The sequence below is a fragment of the Bacillus sp. FSL R9-9410 genome (genome assembly GCF_038050385.1).
Lineage (GTDB): Bacteria > Bacillota > Bacilli > Bacillales > Bacillaceae_G > Bacillus_A > Bacillus_A cereus_U.
Window position 1 is genome coordinate 4,381,777 of record NZ_JBBOTV010000001.1, and the last position, 15,724, is coordinate 4,397,500.

Consider the following 15,724-nt stretch of genomic DNA (forward strand, 5'->3'; position numbering starts at 1 on the left):
AAAAACCCCTTTTATTTACGAACGTAGATGAAATATAGTACGAATAAAACTCCCATAACATACATAATTGGATGAATCTCTTTACGACGGCCGCTCACAACCATTGTAATTGGATAGAAGATAAATCCGATTGCAATTCCTGTTGCGATACTATACGTAAGTGGCATTGAAATGATAGTAAAGAATGCTGGTACTGCAATCTCGAATTTCTTCCAATCAATTTCTCCTAAAGATGAAACCATCAAGATTCCTACAATAATTAGAGCTGGTGCCGTTACAGCTGGTGTCACAACACTTAATAGTGGCGAGAAGAAAAGTGCCAGTAAGAAGAATCCTGCTGTTACAACTGCTGTAAATCCAGAACGTCCTCCTGCTGCTACCCCTGCAGACGATTCAATGTAAGACGTTGTAGTAGATGTACCTAGAATTGCACCAATTACAGTTGCAATCGCATCTGCAAATAATGCTTTTCCTGCACGTGGTAATTTATTGTTCTTCATTAATCCCGCTTGATTCGCAACCGCTACAAGCGTACCCGCTGTATCAAAGAAATCAATAAAGAAGAACGTTATAATAACAATCGCCATTTCAACAGTGAAAATATCTCCAAAGTGAGTTAACGCCACACCGAACGTTGGTTCTAGACTCGGTATTGCTCCCACTACAGCTTTCGGAGTATCAATTAATCCTGTTGCTACTCCTAAGATTGCCGTAAGAATCATGCCGTAGAAAACAGCACCATTTATTTTCTTAATCATGAAGATGATTGTAGTAACAACTCCGAAAATCGCCAACAACGTTGTGCCCTTCGTTAAATCCCCCAATCCAACAAGGACAGCATCATTTTTTACGATAATTCCGGCATTTTGGAATCCAAGGAAGGCAATGAATAATCCGATACCCGCCGCTACTGCAAACTTTAACTCTACTGGAATTGCATTAATGATTTTTTCACGAATACCTGAAGCAGTAAGAATAATAAAGATAATACCTGACATTAATGTTCCAGCAATTGCCGTTTGCCACGGAATTCCCATCGTTAACACCGCTGTATAAGCAAAGAACGCGTTTATTCCCATACCTGGCGCTAAAGCAATCGGATACTTCGCAAATATCCCCATAATTAACGAACCAATCGCCGCTGCTAATGCTGTAGCAACAAATACTGCACCTGGATCCATTCCTGTACCAGCTGGTAACCCTTTAACATTTCCAAGTGATAGCGTAGCAGGATTGACAAATAATACGTAAGCCATAGATAGAAATGTCGTTAAACCTGCTATGAACTCTGTTTTATAATTTGTGCCGAGTTCATCAAACTGAAAATAGCGTTTCATCTTACGTTTCCCCCGTTATATGATTACTCGCCGTAATTCTCCCTAGCCCTCTTTTATCTATAAAAATAAAAAAGGCTCCCATTGCATATACATGGAAGCGTTCTATAAACAAAGACAAGTTTCCCCTCATCTTTATACAAACGCCTCGTAGTCAAGCCATTTACGGTAGCTAGGTAGAAACTTTCGGGCCATATCCCCGATATTATACGACGGCATAATATTCACTTTTCGTATCAATTACATACTCATATTAACCCACAATAGGGTATGTGTCAATTTAAAAACGAACGTTTTTAAAAACTTTTGTATTTTCGTTCGTGTAATCACTTAAAAATAAAACAAAAAGATCCATCTATACATAAAATGATAGATGGATCTTTCATTATAATACTATTCCCACTCAATAGTTGCTGGTGGCTTGCTCGTTATATCATACACGATACGGTTAACGTGTTTTACTTCGTTTACGATACGTACAGAGATTTTCTCTAATACGTCCCAAGGGATACGTGCCCAATCAGCTGTCATACCATCGATAGATGTTACTGCACGAATACCTACTGTGTAATCGTAAGTACGCTCGTCACCCATAACACCTACACTACGCATACCAGGAAGCGCAGTGAAGTATTGCCAAACTTCACGTTCTAATCCTGCTTTTATAATTTCTTCACGTAAAATCGCATCAGATTCACGAACGATTTCTAATTTCTCTTCTGTAATTTCACCTAATACACGAATACCAAGTCCTGGACCTGGGAACGGTTGACGCCATACGATTTCATCAGGAATTCCTAGTTCTGATCCTAATACACGTACTTCATCTTTAAATAAAGTGTTTAAAGGCTCAATTAATTTGAACTGCATGTCTTCTGGAAGTCCACCAACGTTATGGTGAGATTTAATTGTTTGTGCCGTTGCTGTACCACTTTCAACGATGTCCGTGTAAAGTGTACCTTGCGCTAAGAAGTCCATTCCTTTTAATCTAGAAGCTTCATCATCAAATACGTAAATGAATTCATTACCGATGATTTTACGTTTTTGCTCTGGATCTTCTACACCTTTTAACTTGTTCATGAAGCGCTCTTGTGCATCCACTTTAATAACGTTCATATGGAAGCCTTCGCTAAATGTTTTCATAACACCTTCTGCTTCATCTTTACGAAGTAAACCGTGGTCCACAAAAATACATGTTAATTGGTCACCAATCGCTTTATGAATTAATACCGCTACAACAGAAGAGTCTACACCGCCACTAAGTGCGCATAGTACTTTTTTGTCTCCAACAGTTTCACGGATCTTCTCTAATTCTACTTCGATAAAGTTCTCCATGTTCCATCCTTCAGAACAACCACATACGCCGAATACGAAGTTTTTAATTAAATCGTTACCGTGCTCAGAGTGACGTACTTCTGGGTGGAATTGTACACCATATAAGTTTTCCGCTTCATTGCTCATACCAGCAATTGGACAAGACTCACTTGTTGCATCTACTACGAATCCTTCAGGTAAACCAGTTACTAAGTCACCATGGCTCATCCATACAACTTGCTCTTCTGGAAGGTTCGCATATAATTTTGATTCGTTCTCTACTTTAAGAACAGCTTTTCCGTACTCACGGTGATTGGCACGTTCTACTTTACCACCGAAGTGTTGCGTCATAAGCTGCATACCGTAACAGATACCGAAAATCGGTAATCCTAGCTCAAAGATTTTTTCATCACAATGTAATGCACCTTCACCGTATACACTATTTGGTCCACCAGAGAAAATAATCCCTTTTGGATTCATTGCTTTAATTTCTTCTGCAGTAATTGTATGCGGATGAAGTTCACTGTATACACCGAACTCACGAATTCGACGTGCTATTAACTGATTGTACTGACTCCCAAAATCTAAAACGATAATTGTATCATGCTGCTTCTTCAAAATAATCACCCCAACGTTAGTTCTCGTATATAAATATTTTCACCAATTTAGCAAAAAGCATTACCAATATAATAAAAAAAGCCAGTCCTCCGCCTCTAGTCTCATGACAAAGAAAAGGCAGGGGTCTGGCTTTATAAAGAAAGATAGTCTTCCGCTCTTTATAAATATAAGACACACTGCCTTCATAGTCAGGTTGTTTACGGTAACCCGGTAGAGACTCTCAAACCATATCATTGAGGATATATGAAGGATCGTTTTATATTATCTCCCTAGATTCTAACAATGAAGTATCAGTATGGTCAAGAGAGAAAGCGACAAAATTCTACAGAAATTAATTTCCTGCGCTCAAAAACACAAAAAAACATCCACTTCTATATAGAAGTGGATGTTTTTCGGGAGAACGGAATTACATCATTCCGCCCATACCACCCATGCCCATGCCGCCCATGTCAGGCATTGCAGGACCATTAGGTTCTGGCTTGTCAGCAACTACAGCTTCAGTCGTTAAGAACATAGCTGCAACAGATGCTGCGTTTTGAAGTGCAGAACGAGTTACTTTAGCTGGATCTACGATACCAGACTCAAGCATGTTAACCCATTCGCCAGTAGCTGCGTTGAAACCAACGCCTACTTTTTCGCCTTTTAGACGCTCTACAACTACAGATCCTTCTAGACCAGCGTTGATTGCGATTTGACGAACTGGCTCTTCTAATGCACGAAGTACGATGTTGATACCTGTTGCTTCGTCGCCTTCAGCTACGATAGAAGCTACTTTCGTGTATACGTTCATAAGTGAAGTACCGCCACCTGCAACGATACCTTCTTCTACTGCTGCACGAGTTGAGTTAAGTGCATCTTCAATGCGAAGTTTGCGCTCTTTTAACTCAGTTTCAGTTGCTGCACCTACTTTAATTACCGCTACGCCGCCCGCAAGTTTCGCAAGACGCTCTTGTAATTTTTCACGATCGAATTCAGAAGTTGTTTCTTCTAATTGCGCACGGATTTGACCGATGCGAGCTTCGATTTGTTGTGAATTTCCAATACCTTCAACTACAGTTGTGTTTTCTTTCGTTACAACAATTTTACCAGCGCGTCCTAAAGATGCAACTGTAGCAGATTTTAAGTCACGTCCTAATTCTTCAGTGATTACTTCGCCACCAGTTAAGATTGCGATATCTTCTAGCATTGCTTTACGACGGTCACCAAATCCAGGAGCTTTAACAGCTACTACATTGAATGTACCACGAAGTTTGTTCACTACTAATGTAGCTAACGCTTCGCCTTCTACATCTTCAGCAATGATAAGAAGTGGTTTACCTTGTTGTACCACTTGCTCTAATACTGGTAAGATTTCTTGGATGTTAGAAATCTTTTTGTCAGTAATTAAAATGTATGGGTTATCAAGAACTGCTTCCATTTTATCAGAATCAGTAATCATGTAAGGAGATGCATATCCACGATCAAATTGCATACCTTCTACTACGTCTAATTCTGTTGTAAATCCTTTAGATTCTTCTAAAGTAATAACGCCGTCGTTACCAACGCGCTCCATTGCTTCAGCAATTAATTGACCTACTTCTTCGTCAGCCGAAGAAATAGCAGCTACTTGTGCGATAGAAGATTTACCTTCGATTGGTTTAGAAATCGCTTTTAATTCTTCAATTGCAGCAGTAACAGCTTTTTCGATACCTTTACGAAGACCCATTGGGTTTGCGCCAGCTGTTACGTTTTTAAGACCTTCACGAATCATAGCTTGCGCTAATACAGTTGCAGTTGTCGTTCCGTCACCAGCTACATCGTTTGTTTTGCTAGCAACTTCTGCCACTAATTTCGCACCCATGTTTTCGAATGCATCTTCTAATTCGATTTCTTTTGCGATTGTTACACCGTCATTTGTAATAAGTGGTGAACCGAATTTTTTCTCAAGTACAACGTTACGACCTTTTGGTCCAAGCGTTACTTTTACTGCGTTTGCAAGAGTGTCGACACCGCGAAGCATCGAACGACGTGCTTCTTCACTAAATTTAATATCTTTTGCCATAATAATTGACCCCCTTGGATTTTTAAAATGTATATAATTAACCGATAATTGCTAAAATGTCACTTTCACGTAAAATCAAGTAGTCTGTACCTTCGTATTTCACTTCAGTACCTGCATATTTTGAGAAGATGATAAGATCACCTGCTGCTACCTCTAAAGCAACACGCTCACCATTTTCAAGCACTCGGCCTGTACCTACTGCAATAACTTTACCCTCTTGTGGTTTTTCTTTTGCAGTTTCTGGTAATACAATACCACTTGCTGTTTTTTCTTCTGCTTGAACAAGTTCAATTACAACGCGATCACCTAATGGCTTTAGCATGAACAATAACCTCCTCATTTTGTTATGTAAATTTTATTTATTAGCACTCAAGTCACACGAGTGCTAACACACTTCTAATAATAAATAATCTCAATTTCTTTTGCAAGTAAAAAAATCATAATTTTTTCGCAAATTACTTTATGCACTTTCCTACATATCATTACTTCTTCTACCGCCTTTACTATATGAATCGTTGTTCCCACTTCTTGTATGTTACAATGTGAAAGACACCCTAAGTTGTTTTCGCTAAACGTACAACTTTTTCCTGTCTCCTATTTTATTTTCAAATGCTAATTTACAAAAAAAACATAATTCAAATGAAAGTTTATATCGTAGGTAGCATATTTACATGTTATCCTACCTTATCTCATACACTAGCGTTAGAAAGGATGGTTAAACCATTTGAAAAAACAATATTGGTGGATTATCGTTACATACATTTTAATGCAGTTATCAGGCATTGCCGGGTTACCGCTTCTCCTGAAAACTGGACTATACGATAATAGGGGATTTACTAGAGAGGAAAAAATTCAGCTCATAACTGGTCATTGGGCTATCATTAGCTTTTTCATTGCATTATGCGTTGTACTTTGGTTACTCAGAACAGACATTCGTGACAGGCATTTAGATAAAATGCGCTCTACTGTTCCAGCTACAATTGGGTGGATTTTTATTGGTTTCTTCTTAGCGCTGTTCTCACAAAGCATTGCCGGTATGATCGAAATGCGTTTATTAGGGATTACACCGGGATCTGAAAATACAGCAAGACTTATGGACATCGCAAGAACGACACCTTGGTTCCTGATTGTCATATCTATAATAGGACCTATTTTGGAAGAAATCGTATTTAGAAAAATTTTATTCGGTACACTTTATAAGAAGTTTAACTTCTTTATTGCCGCTATCATTAGTTCACTTGTATTCGCGGCGATTCATTTTGATTTTACTCACTTATTGGTATACACTTCTATGGGGCTCGTATTCGCCTTTTTATACGTAAAAACGAAACGAATTATAGTTCCTATTGCAGCTCATGTTGCAATGAATACATTAGTTGCAGTTGCTCAAGTTGTAGTAAGTAATGAGCAAATTCAAGAAATGATTAAAGAAGCTGAAAAAATGCAAGGCTTTATCGGAGGATTTTTAGTATGAGAAACTCACCATTGTTCATGGCTGCATTGTACTTTCTTCTTGGATGTATCTTTACACGCTTCGCCATTACGAACGTAACAGATACAATCTGGAATATGTGGACAATACTATTTGCAGTTATGGCAACAATTGATTTTAATTTGGCACTTCGCCTTATCTTAGTTAAATTCACAAAGAAAAAACAATAATAAAACGCAGAGGTCATCCCCTCTGCGTTTTATTGTGGATAATTCTTCAAAAAGTAAACAAGCGTTTGTAACTCTACAGCTAAATCAATGTGATGAATTCTTATATTCTCTGACACATTTAAGCGTGCTGGTGTGAAATTTAAAATACCATGCACGTTCGTTTCTGCCAATCTATCTGCCACAGATTGCGCTACTGTAGCGGGTACCGTTAATATTGCCACTTGTATATCAGTTGATAAACGTTCTTCTAATTCATCCAAATGATATACAGGAATTCCTCCGATTTCTGTTCCAACTTTCTCTTCACTAACATCAAACGCCATTTCAATTTTTGTATTATTGTTTTTCGTGAAATTATAATGTAAGAAAGCGGTCCCTAAATTACCTACTCCAATAAGTGCCACGCGTGTTATATCATCTTGGTCGAGTGTTTCACGGAAAAATGATAATAAATAATTTACGTTATATCCATATCCTTTTTTCCCTAACGCTCCAAAATATGAAAAATCTCTTCGAATAGTTGCGGAATCAACCTTTACCGCTTCACTCAATTCGGCTGATGAAACACGTTGCTTACCAGAAAGAGATAAGTTTTGGATAAATCGATAGTATAGAGGCAATCGTTTGGCAGTGGCCTGTGGAATTTTTTGCTGATCCATATAACCTCTCCTCTCTTCCTATCTTTATTCTTATACTTGAATCAAATACAGAAGTTTAGTACTCATGAATTTCCTTGTATAATAAAGAGAAGAAGTATTCTCTCTTTATTTTAAACTATACACTATTTTTAGTATGATTGAGAAATATAAACATGGCAAAGTTAAGAAATTATTTGAGGTGAAAACATTGATATTATTACAAGTGAATGGGCTTTCGAAAGTATACGGTGCAGAAACGATTCTTGCAAACATAAAATTGGAAGTACAAACAAAAGATCGTATCGCATTAGTCGGACGAAATGGAGCCGGAAAATCTACATTATTAAAAATAATAGCTGGTGAGTTATCTCATGATGGTGGTGAAATTATAAAACCGAAAGATGTCTCAATGGGGTATTTAGCTCAAAATACCGGATTAGAAACGTCTTTAACAATTTGGGATGAAATGTTAACCGTCTTTACACACTTGCAGCAGATGGAGACAAAACTTCGAAGGCTAGAGCAAGAGATGGGAAAAGAAGAAAACTTTTCAATTGCGGCTATATATGAGAAATTATTAGCTGATTATGACCAATTACAATTAGATTATAAAGATCAAGGCGGCTATCAGTACGAAGCGGATATACGCTCGATTTTAAGCGGTCTTGGCTTCCCAGTTGAAACGCATCAGACGACAATTTCCACATTAAGTGGTGGACAAAAGACTCGATTAGCTCTTGGGAAATTATTATTAACTAGACCAGACTTACTTATTTTAGACGAACCTACAAACCATTTGGACATTGAGACACTAACATGGCTTGAACAATATTTACAAGGCTATCCTGGCGCGATTTTAATCGTTTCCCATGACCGTTATTTCTTAGATAAACTCGTTACACAGGTATACGAAATTTCTAATAAGGAAAGCCGACGATTTGTTGGTAACTACAGTAAATATTTAGACTCAAAATCAGCTCTATACGAGCAAGAGATGAAGCGTTATGAAAAACAACAAGATGAAATTTCTAAACTGGAAGACTTTGTGCAAAAAAATATAGCTCGTGCATCTACGACAAAACGTGCTCAAAGTCGCCGTAAACAATTAGATAGAATGGAAGTATTAGCTAGACCATTAGGCGATTCTAAATCAGCTTCCTTCCACTTCGATATTGAAAAACAAAGTGGAAATGATGTTTTACAAGTTAAAGATGCAACTATTGGCTATTATCAGGAACCGATTATTGAACATGTAAATATGCGCTTAACTCGCGGTGACAGTGTTGCCTTAGTTGGGCCAAACGGAATTGGAAAATCTACATTATTGAAATCCATTGTGAATAAGTTGCAGCTATTACATGGAAACGTTGCTTTCGGGTCAAATGTATCTGTTGGTTATTATGATCAAGAACAAGCCAACTTAACATCTTCGAAGCGAGTTTTAAATGAACTATGGGATGAATATCCCCTGCAACCTGAAAAAGAAATTCGCACTATACTAGGCAACTTTTTATTCACAGGGGATGATGTACTCAAACCAGTATCTTCTCTGAGTGGTGGACAAAAGGCTCGACTAGCTCTTGCAAAACTTATGATGCAAAAATCCAATTTATTAATTCTCGATGAGCCAACAAACCATCTTGATTTAAATAGTAAAGAGATTTTGGAGAATGCTTTAATTGATTACCCAGGTACTCTTCTATTCGTCTCTCATGACCGCTACTTTATTAATCGCGTAACGACAACCGTTGTTGAGTTATCAACAGAAGGTGCACAAGAATATTTAGGTGATTACGATTATTACGTTGAAAAGAAAAATGAAATGATTGAACGCGCGGAACTAGAGCAAGAAGATGAAGTACCTGTTCAAAAAGTGGTGGCACAAGAAAAATTAAATTATCTCGAAGAAAAAGAACGTAAACAGTTAGAGCGTCAACGTACTCGAAAAATTGAAGAACTGGAACAAAATATCATAGGCTTAGAAGAAGAAATTGCTACGTTAGAAGATCAGCTTTGCTTACCAGAAATATATGCAGATTATGAAAAGGCTAGTGAAATTACAACTAAAAAACAAACACTGCAAGAACAGCTTGAAGCTTGTATGGCAGAATGGGAAGAACTGCATATATAAGAGAATTTAAAAGAGGAGGATGTCTCATAAGTCGGGCTTTTTGACGAGATGACCTCCTTTTTATTTTCTCTTTTGGAATCAATACCATAGTAAATGAAATTATATAAACGATTCGAAAAGGATTGACAATAGTAGCACCTTATATAATAAGTGGAGGATGTTTCAAAATGTTTTTTGGACATCTCCTTGTTTTTTATTTCCCAAAAAAGAATTTCTTCAAAGGTCAGACTTCCTCTATGTTATCCACAAGGTTATGCACATATCCACCTTTATAATATAAACTTCCAAATAACTTTTCCACATTATCCACAGTCACACAAAAAGTTATACACATTTTATGTACACAAAAAAACCCATATTATCAACAGATAATATGGGTTTTATCCACAAGCTGTGGTTAATTTTGTGTATAACTATGCTTCAATATCTAATCCTGGATTTGCATTTAAAGCTAATGTAGCGCGTTTTCCTTGTTCGTACGCAATTGTACCTGCAGCCGCAATCATCGCTGCATTATCTGTGCATAAAGATAGAGGAGGAATAATTAGCTCTATATTTTCTTTTTGTGCAAATTCTGCTGCTAAACGTGCACGAAGCCCTTTATTAGCAGCTACTCCACCAGCAAGAAGCACTTGTTTTACATTATAAGCATCTGCTGCACGAGACGCTTTCGTTACAAGTACATCTATTACACTTTCTTGGAAACTTGCTGCTAAATCTTCTGGTGCAATTTCTATACCGCGCTGTTTTGCGTTATGCACAGTGTTGATAACTGCTGATTTCAATCCACTAAAGCTGAAATCATACGAATCAGGTTCTAGCCACGCACGAGGCAAATCAATTGTTGGTTTTCCTTCATGCGCAAGGCGATCAATATGAGGACCACCTGGATAAGGCATTGATAATGTACGAGCTACTTTATCGTAAGCTTCTCCTGCCGCATCATCTCGCGTTTCACCAATCACTTCAAATGAACCATGTTCTTTCATATAAACAAGCTCCGTATGTCCACCGGATACAACAAGCGATAGTAACGGGAATTGTACTTCTTTTACTAAACGATTCGCATAAATATGACCAGCAATATGATGAACACCAACTAGAGGGATATCATGAGCAAAAGCCACAGCTTTCGCTGCATTTACACCTATTAAAAGTGCTCCGACTAAACCTGGGCCTTCTGTTACAGCAATTGCATCAATATCCTCAAAAGTGATATTCGCTTCTTTTAAAGCTTCTTCTAACACAACTGTGATTTCTTCTACATGATGACGGGATGCAATCTCTGGTACAACTCCGCCAAAACGCTTATGACTTTCAATTTGCGATGCAACGACATTCGCAATGATTTCCGTTCCATTTTTAACAACTGCTACAGCTGTTTCATCACAGCTTGTTTCAATACCAAGTATAATTGTATTTTTTCCCATTATATATTCACCCACATTACAAGACCATCTTCCTGATTGTCTGCATAGTATCGTTTACGAATCCCACCATTTTGAAATCCGTATTTTCTGTATAACTGCTTTGCTACTTCATTTGACACGCGTACTTCAAGTGTCATTGTTTTTACTCCTAACCCTTTCGCTTCGGAAATGACTTCTTTCAATAAGGCATCCCCTAGCTTTTGACCTCTGTATTCTGGCAGGATAGCTATATTTGTTACATGTGATTCATCAATAATTATCCACAATCCACAATATCCAATTACGAGACCATCTTTTTCTAGCACGACATAATGTGCATGTTCATTCACCTCTAATTCACGGTGAAAGGCATCTGCAGTCCAAGGGGTTGAAAAAGACGCTTCTTCAATAGCTACAATTTGAGCAATATCATCAGGTGCCATCTTTCTAAATATCATATCCATCTTCTGTAGGCCCCTATTGTTTTTGACTTTCTAACCATTTTGTTTCAGCTTCAGCTAAACGAAGATAGCTAGGAACAAACGTATGCACGTCTTGTTCTTCTTTTTGTAATCCTAAAAATGCTAATTCACTTGGTCTTGGGTTATTCATAGTGAACGGAGCAAATACAGCTTGATCACCTAAATATTCTACAATTGTTTCTTTATGCAATTTAACATCGTTACCAATAAATAAAACAGGCTGTTCTTTATCTTTTAACATTTGCAACCAGTCAACAATAAGAATAATTCGGTCTTCTTCTATTGAAGTTATACGCTCTCCTTCATATGTATATAACCCCGTGTAAATCTGACCACGTCGGCCATCAAATAAAGGACAAATTAGTCCATTAAAATTAGTACCATTTGCAGCCACCACTTCTAAACTTGATACACCTACAATTGGTATTTGAAGTGACCAAGCTAATGTTTTTGCAGCTGTCACACCTATACGAACACCTGTATATGATCCTGGTCCAGCTGCTACAACAATTTTAGTCAATTCTTTCGGTTTTACACCGCATTCTTTTAACAGTTTCTCTACAGCTGGCATAAGACGTACAGAATGGTTTTTTGTTAAATTTGTAATGATTTCCCCAATCACGTTCCCTTCCTCAATAAGGGATACACCCATTACGTAATTTGAAGTATCAATTGCTAGTACTTTCATCTTGTAATAGCTCCTCACATAATCTAATATAGCGATCTCCAATTGGCTCGAGTACAATTTTTCTTGTATCATCTCCAGCATGGAATAAACTAATTTGCAACTTCTCATTCGGTAAATATGCTTCTATTAAATGAGCCCATTCTACTACTGTAATCCCTTCACCATAGAAATACTCATCAAATCCTAAATCTTCTTCACTTTCCGCTAAACGATACACATCCATATGATATAGCGGTAATCTTCCTTTATATTCTTTAATAATATTGAAGGTAGGACTATTTACGACTCTTTTCACTCCAAGACCTTTTGCTAGTCCTTTTGTAAAAGTCGTCTTGCCAGCTCCAAGATCACCTTCTAAAATAATTACATCTTGTTTCTTTACAAGTCCCCCTAATTTTTCTGATAATCGCTGGGTTTCTTCGGAAGATTTTGTTGTTATTTCATATTTACTCACAGACTTCACCTACTTTACTCACAATGTTCTCTGCTCTTTATTATACAGGTTTTAAATATATAAAAAAGTCCTTAGGAGTTTTCCTAAGGATAGTTTGACTGTCTTTATTAGTTTTTTGTTAAAACAAATAAAAAAATACGAAACAACTTGTTTCGTTCTTTTCTTTATATAAAATGGCGGTCCCGACCGGGGTCGAACCGGCGATCTCCTGCGTGACAGGCAGGCATGTTAACCACTACACCACGGGACCATTTGGTTGCGGGGACAGGATTTGAACCTGCGACCTTCGGGTTATGAGCCCGACGAGCTACCGTACTGCTCCACCCCGCGATGATATAAATAGCTTGGCGACGTCCTACTCTCACAGGGACAAGGTCCCAACTACCATCGGCGCTAGAGAGCTTAACTTCCGTGTTCGGTATGGGAACGGGTGTGACCTCTCTGCCATCATCACCAAACTATTGAAGGTATATTCCTTCAAAACTAGATAACATTTGCTTCATATTATATGGTTAAGTCCTCGATCTATTAGTATTCGTCAGCTCCACATGTCACCATGCTTCCACCTCGAACCTATCAACCTGATCATCTTTCAGGGATCTTACTAGCTTACGCTATGGGAAATCTCATCTTGAGGGGGGCTTCATGCTTAGATGCTTTCAGCACTTATCCCTTCCGCACATAGCTACCCAGCTATGCCCTTGGCAGAACAACTGGTACACCAGCGGTGCGTCCATCCCGGTCCTCTCGTACTAAGGACAGCTCCTCTCAAATTTCCTGCGCCCACGACGGATAGGGACCGAACTGTCTCACGACGTTCTGAACCCAGCTCGCGTACCGCTTTAATGGGCGAACAGCCCAACCCTTGGGACCGACTACAGCCCCAGGATGCGATGAGCCGACATCGAGGTGCCAAACCTCCCCGTCGATGTGGACTCTTGGGGGAGATAAGCCTGTTATCCCCGGGGTAGCTTTTATCCGTTGAGCGATGGCCCTTCCATGCGGAACCACCGGATCACTAAGCCCGACTTTCGTCCCTGCTCGACTTGTAGGTCTCGCAGTCAAGCTCCCTTATGCCTTTGCACTCTACGAATGATTTCCAACCATTCTGAGGGAACCTTTGGGCGCCTCCGTTACACTTTAGGAGGCGACCGCCCCAGTCAAACTGCCCACCTGACACTGTCTCCCGGGTCGATAAGACCCGTAGGTTAGAATTTCAATACAGTCAGGGCGGTATCCCACCAGCGCCTCCACCGAAGCTAGCGCTCCGGTTTCAATGGCTCCCGCCTATCCTGTACAAACTGTACCAAAATTCAATATCAGGCTACAGTAAAGCTCCACGGGGTCTTTCCGTCCTGTCGCGGGTAACCTGCATCTTCACAGGTACTATAATTTCACCGAGTCTCTGGTTGAGACAGTGCCCAAATCGTTACACCTTTCGTGCGGGTCGGAACTTACCCGACAAGGAATTTCGCTACCTTAGGACCGTTATAGTTACGGCCGCCGTTTACTGGGGCTTCAGTTCAGAGCTTCGCTTACGCTAACCCCTCTCCTTAACCTTCCAGCACCGGGCAGGTGTCAGCCCCTATACTTCGCCTTACGGCTTCGCAGAGACCTGTGTTTTTGCTAAACAGTCGCTTGGGCCTATTCACTGCGGCTTTCCGTTAAGAAAGCACCCCTTCTCCCGAAGTTACGGGGTCATTTTGCCGAGTTCCTTAACCAGAGTTCTCTCGCACACCTTAGGATTCTCTCCTCGCCTACCTGTGTCGGTTTGCGGTACAGGCACCTTTTATCTCGCTAGAAGCTTTTCTTGGCAGCGGGGAATCAAAGACTTCGCTCCATAAGGAGCTTCCCCATCACAGCTCAGCCTTCACGATAAGCGGATTTGCCTACTTATCAGCCTAACTGCTTGGACGTGCACAACCAATCGCACGCTTCTTCTATCCTTCTGCGTCCCTCCATTGCTCAAACGATAAAGAGGTGGTACAGGAATATCAACCTGTTGTCCATCGCCTACGCCTGTCGGCCTCGGCTTAGGTCCTGACTAACCCTGAGCGGACGAGCCTTCCTCAGGAAACCTTAGGCATTCGGTGGACGGGATTCTCACCCGTCTTTCGCTACTCATACCGGCATTCTCACTTCTAAGCGCTCCACCAGTCCTTCCGGTCTGACTTCACTGCACTTAGAACGCTCCCCTACCACTGATACCATTGGTATCAATTCGCAGCTTCGGTGGTGTATTTAGCCCCGGTACATTTTCGGCGCAGAGTCACTCGACTAGTGAGCTATTACGCACTCTTTAAATGGTGGCTGCTTCTGAGCCAACATCCTAGTTGTCTAAGCAACTCCACATCCTTTTCCACTTAATACACACTTTGGGACCTTAGCTGGCGATCTGGGCTGTTTCCCTCTTGACTACGGATCTTATCACTCGCAGTCTGACTCCTAAGGATAAGTCATTGGCATTCGGAGTTTGACTGAATTCGGTAATCCGATGAGGACCCCTAGTTCAATCAGTGCTCTACCTCCAAGACTCTTACACTTAAGGCTAGCCCTAAAGCTATTTCGGGGAGAACCAGCTATCTCCAGGTTCGATTGGAATTTCTCCGCTACCCACACCTCATCCCCGCACTTTTCAACGTGCGTGGGTTCGGGCCTCCATTCAGTGTTACCTGAACTTCACCCTGGACATGGGTAGATCACCTGGTTTCGGGTCTACGACCACGTACTAAACGCCCTATTCAGACTCGCTTTCGCTGCGGCTCCGCCTCTTCAGCTTAACCTCGCACGGGATCGTAACTCGCCGGTTCATTCTACAAAAGGCACGCCATCACCCATTAACGGGCTCTGACTATTTGTAGGCACACGGTTTCAGGATCTCTTTCACTCCCCTTCCGGGGTGCTTTTCACCTTTCCCTCACGGTACTGGTTCACTATCGATCACTAGGGAGTA

At 40.0% G+C, this 15,724-nt stretch carries 12 protein-coding genes, 2 tRNA genes, 2 rRNA genes and 2 riboswitches (1 of these 18 cut by a window edge); of the genes, 3 read left to right on the plus strand and 13 right to left on the minus strand.

Features of this window, described 5'->3' with window-relative positions; translation table 11 throughout:
• Window positions 1-11: 11 nt before the first annotated feature.
• The 4 genes from MKX77_RS22600 to groES all read right to left on the minus strand — a co-directional run bounded on the left by MKX77_RS22600 (window position 12) and on the right by groES (window position 5,629).
• On the minus strand, window positions 12-1,337 hold the full coding sequence (locus tag MKX77_RS22600) for an NCS2 family permease (protein WP_002091603.1): 1,326 nt from the start codon (window positions 1,335-1,337) through the stop codon (window positions 12-14).
• Window positions 1,338-1,465: 128 nt separating this feature from the next.
• A riboswitch (purine riboswitch) is annotated at window positions 1,466-1,567 on the minus strand.
• 160 nt (window positions 1,568-1,727) lie between these two features.
• On the minus strand, window positions 1,728-3,266 hold the full coding sequence (gene guaA / locus MKX77_RS22605; RefSeq protein ID WP_375371389.1) for a glutamine-hydrolyzing GMP synthase: 1,539 nt from the start codon (window positions 3,264-3,266) through the stop codon (window positions 1,728-1,730).
• A 165-nt stretch (window positions 3,267-3,431) separates the two neighbouring features.
• Window positions 3,432-3,533: riboswitch (purine riboswitch) on the minus strand.
• A 139-nt stretch (window positions 3,534-3,672) separates the two neighbouring features.
• The gene (gene groL, locus MKX77_RS22610; protein WP_341307857.1) at window positions 3,673-5,307 is read right to left on the minus strand and encodes a chaperonin GroEL; all 1,635 of its coding nucleotides are present in this window, start codon (window positions 5,305-5,307) and stop codon (window positions 3,673-3,675) included.
• 37 nt (window positions 5,308-5,344) lie between these two features.
• Window positions 5,345-5,629, minus strand: a complete 285-nt coding sequence (gene groES / locus MKX77_RS22615; protein WP_002009985.1) for a co-chaperone GroES — start codon at window positions 5,627-5,629, stop codon at window positions 5,345-5,347.
• 402 nt (window positions 5,630-6,031) lie between these two features.
• On the opposite strand from groES, the gene MKX77_RS22620 reads away from it, so the two are divergent.
• Both MKX77_RS22620 and MKX77_RS22625 read left to right on the plus strand, forming a co-directional pair.
• Window positions 6,032-6,781, plus strand: a complete 750-nt coding sequence (locus MKX77_RS22620; RefSeq protein ID WP_002113444.1) for a CPBP family intramembrane glutamic endopeptidase — start codon at window positions 6,032-6,034, stop codon at window positions 6,779-6,781.
• Window positions 6,778-6,969: a YdiK family protein gene (locus tag MKX77_RS22625; RefSeq protein WP_001246201.1), complete on the plus strand. Its 192-nt coding sequence runs from the start codon at window positions 6,778-6,780 to the stop codon at window positions 6,967-6,969. The genes MKX77_RS22620 and MKX77_RS22625 overlap by 4 nt, the downstream gene beginning before the upstream one ends.
• 29 nt (window positions 6,970-6,998) lie before the next feature.
• On the opposite strand, the gene MKX77_RS22630 is transcribed toward MKX77_RS22625, so the two are convergent.
• A complete protein-coding gene (locus MKX77_RS22630) occupies window positions 6,999-7,628 on the minus strand; it encodes a redox-sensing transcriptional repressor Rex (RefSeq protein ID WP_000372704.1) in 630 nt (209 codons plus the stop codon).
• 187 nt (window positions 7,629-7,815) lie between these two features.
• On the opposite strand from MKX77_RS22630, the gene MKX77_RS22635 reads away from it, so the two are divergent.
• Window positions 7,816-9,738 carry an ABC-F family ATP-binding cassette domain-containing protein gene (locus tag MKX77_RS22635; protein WP_215555032.1) on the plus strand — a complete coding sequence of 641 codons (1,923 nt, stop codon included), beginning with the start codon at window positions 7,816-7,818 and terminating at the stop codon, window positions 9,736-9,738.
• Window positions 9,739-10,151: 413 nt separating this feature from the next.
• Here the strand turns inward: MKX77_RS22635 and tsaD are convergent, their stop codons facing one another.
• From tsaD to MKX77_RS22675, 8 genes are all read right to left on the minus strand, one after another.
• The gene (gene tsaD / locus MKX77_RS22640) at window positions 10,152-11,168 is read right to left on the minus strand and encodes a tRNA (adenosine(37)-N6)-threonylcarbamoyltransferase complex transferase subunit TsaD (protein ID WP_002091609.1); all 1,017 of its coding nucleotides are present in this window, start codon (window positions 11,166-11,168) and stop codon (window positions 10,152-10,154) included.
• The gene (rimI, locus tag MKX77_RS22645) at window positions 11,168-11,611 is read right to left on the minus strand and encodes a ribosomal protein S18-alanine N-acetyltransferase (RefSeq protein ID WP_131233024.1); all 444 of its coding nucleotides are present in this window, start codon (window positions 11,609-11,611) and stop codon (window positions 11,168-11,170) included. Before rimI ends, tsaD begins: the two co-directional genes overlap by 1 nt.
• Before the next feature lie 13 nt (window positions 11,612-11,624).
• A complete protein-coding gene (gene tsaB / locus MKX77_RS22650) occupies window positions 11,625-12,317 on the minus strand; it encodes a tRNA (adenosine(37)-N6)-threonylcarbamoyltransferase complex dimerization subunit type 1 TsaB (RefSeq protein WP_215555031.1) in 693 nt (230 codons plus the stop codon).
• The gene (tsaE, locus tag MKX77_RS22655; protein ID WP_131233028.1) at window positions 12,298-12,771 is read right to left on the minus strand and encodes a tRNA (adenosine(37)-N6)-threonylcarbamoyltransferase complex ATPase subunit type 1 TsaE; all 474 of its coding nucleotides are present in this window, start codon (window positions 12,769-12,771) and stop codon (window positions 12,298-12,300) included. Before tsaE ends, tsaB begins: the two co-directional genes overlap by 20 nt.
• Before the next feature lie 174 nt (window positions 12,772-12,945).
• Window positions 12,946-13,021, minus strand: a tRNA-Asp gene (locus tag MKX77_RS22660).
• A 3-nt stretch (window positions 13,022-13,024) separates the two neighbouring features.
• A tRNA-Met gene (locus MKX77_RS22665) sits at window positions 13,025-13,101 on the minus strand.
• Window positions 13,102-13,113: 12 nt separating this feature from the next.
• Window positions 13,114-13,229, minus strand: a 5S ribosomal RNA gene (gene rrf / locus MKX77_RS22670).
• A 50-nt stretch (window positions 13,230-13,279) separates the two neighbouring features.
• Window positions 13,280-15,724: ribosomal RNA gene (locus MKX77_RS22675) — 23S ribosomal RNA — on the minus strand; it runs 477 nt beyond the window's last position.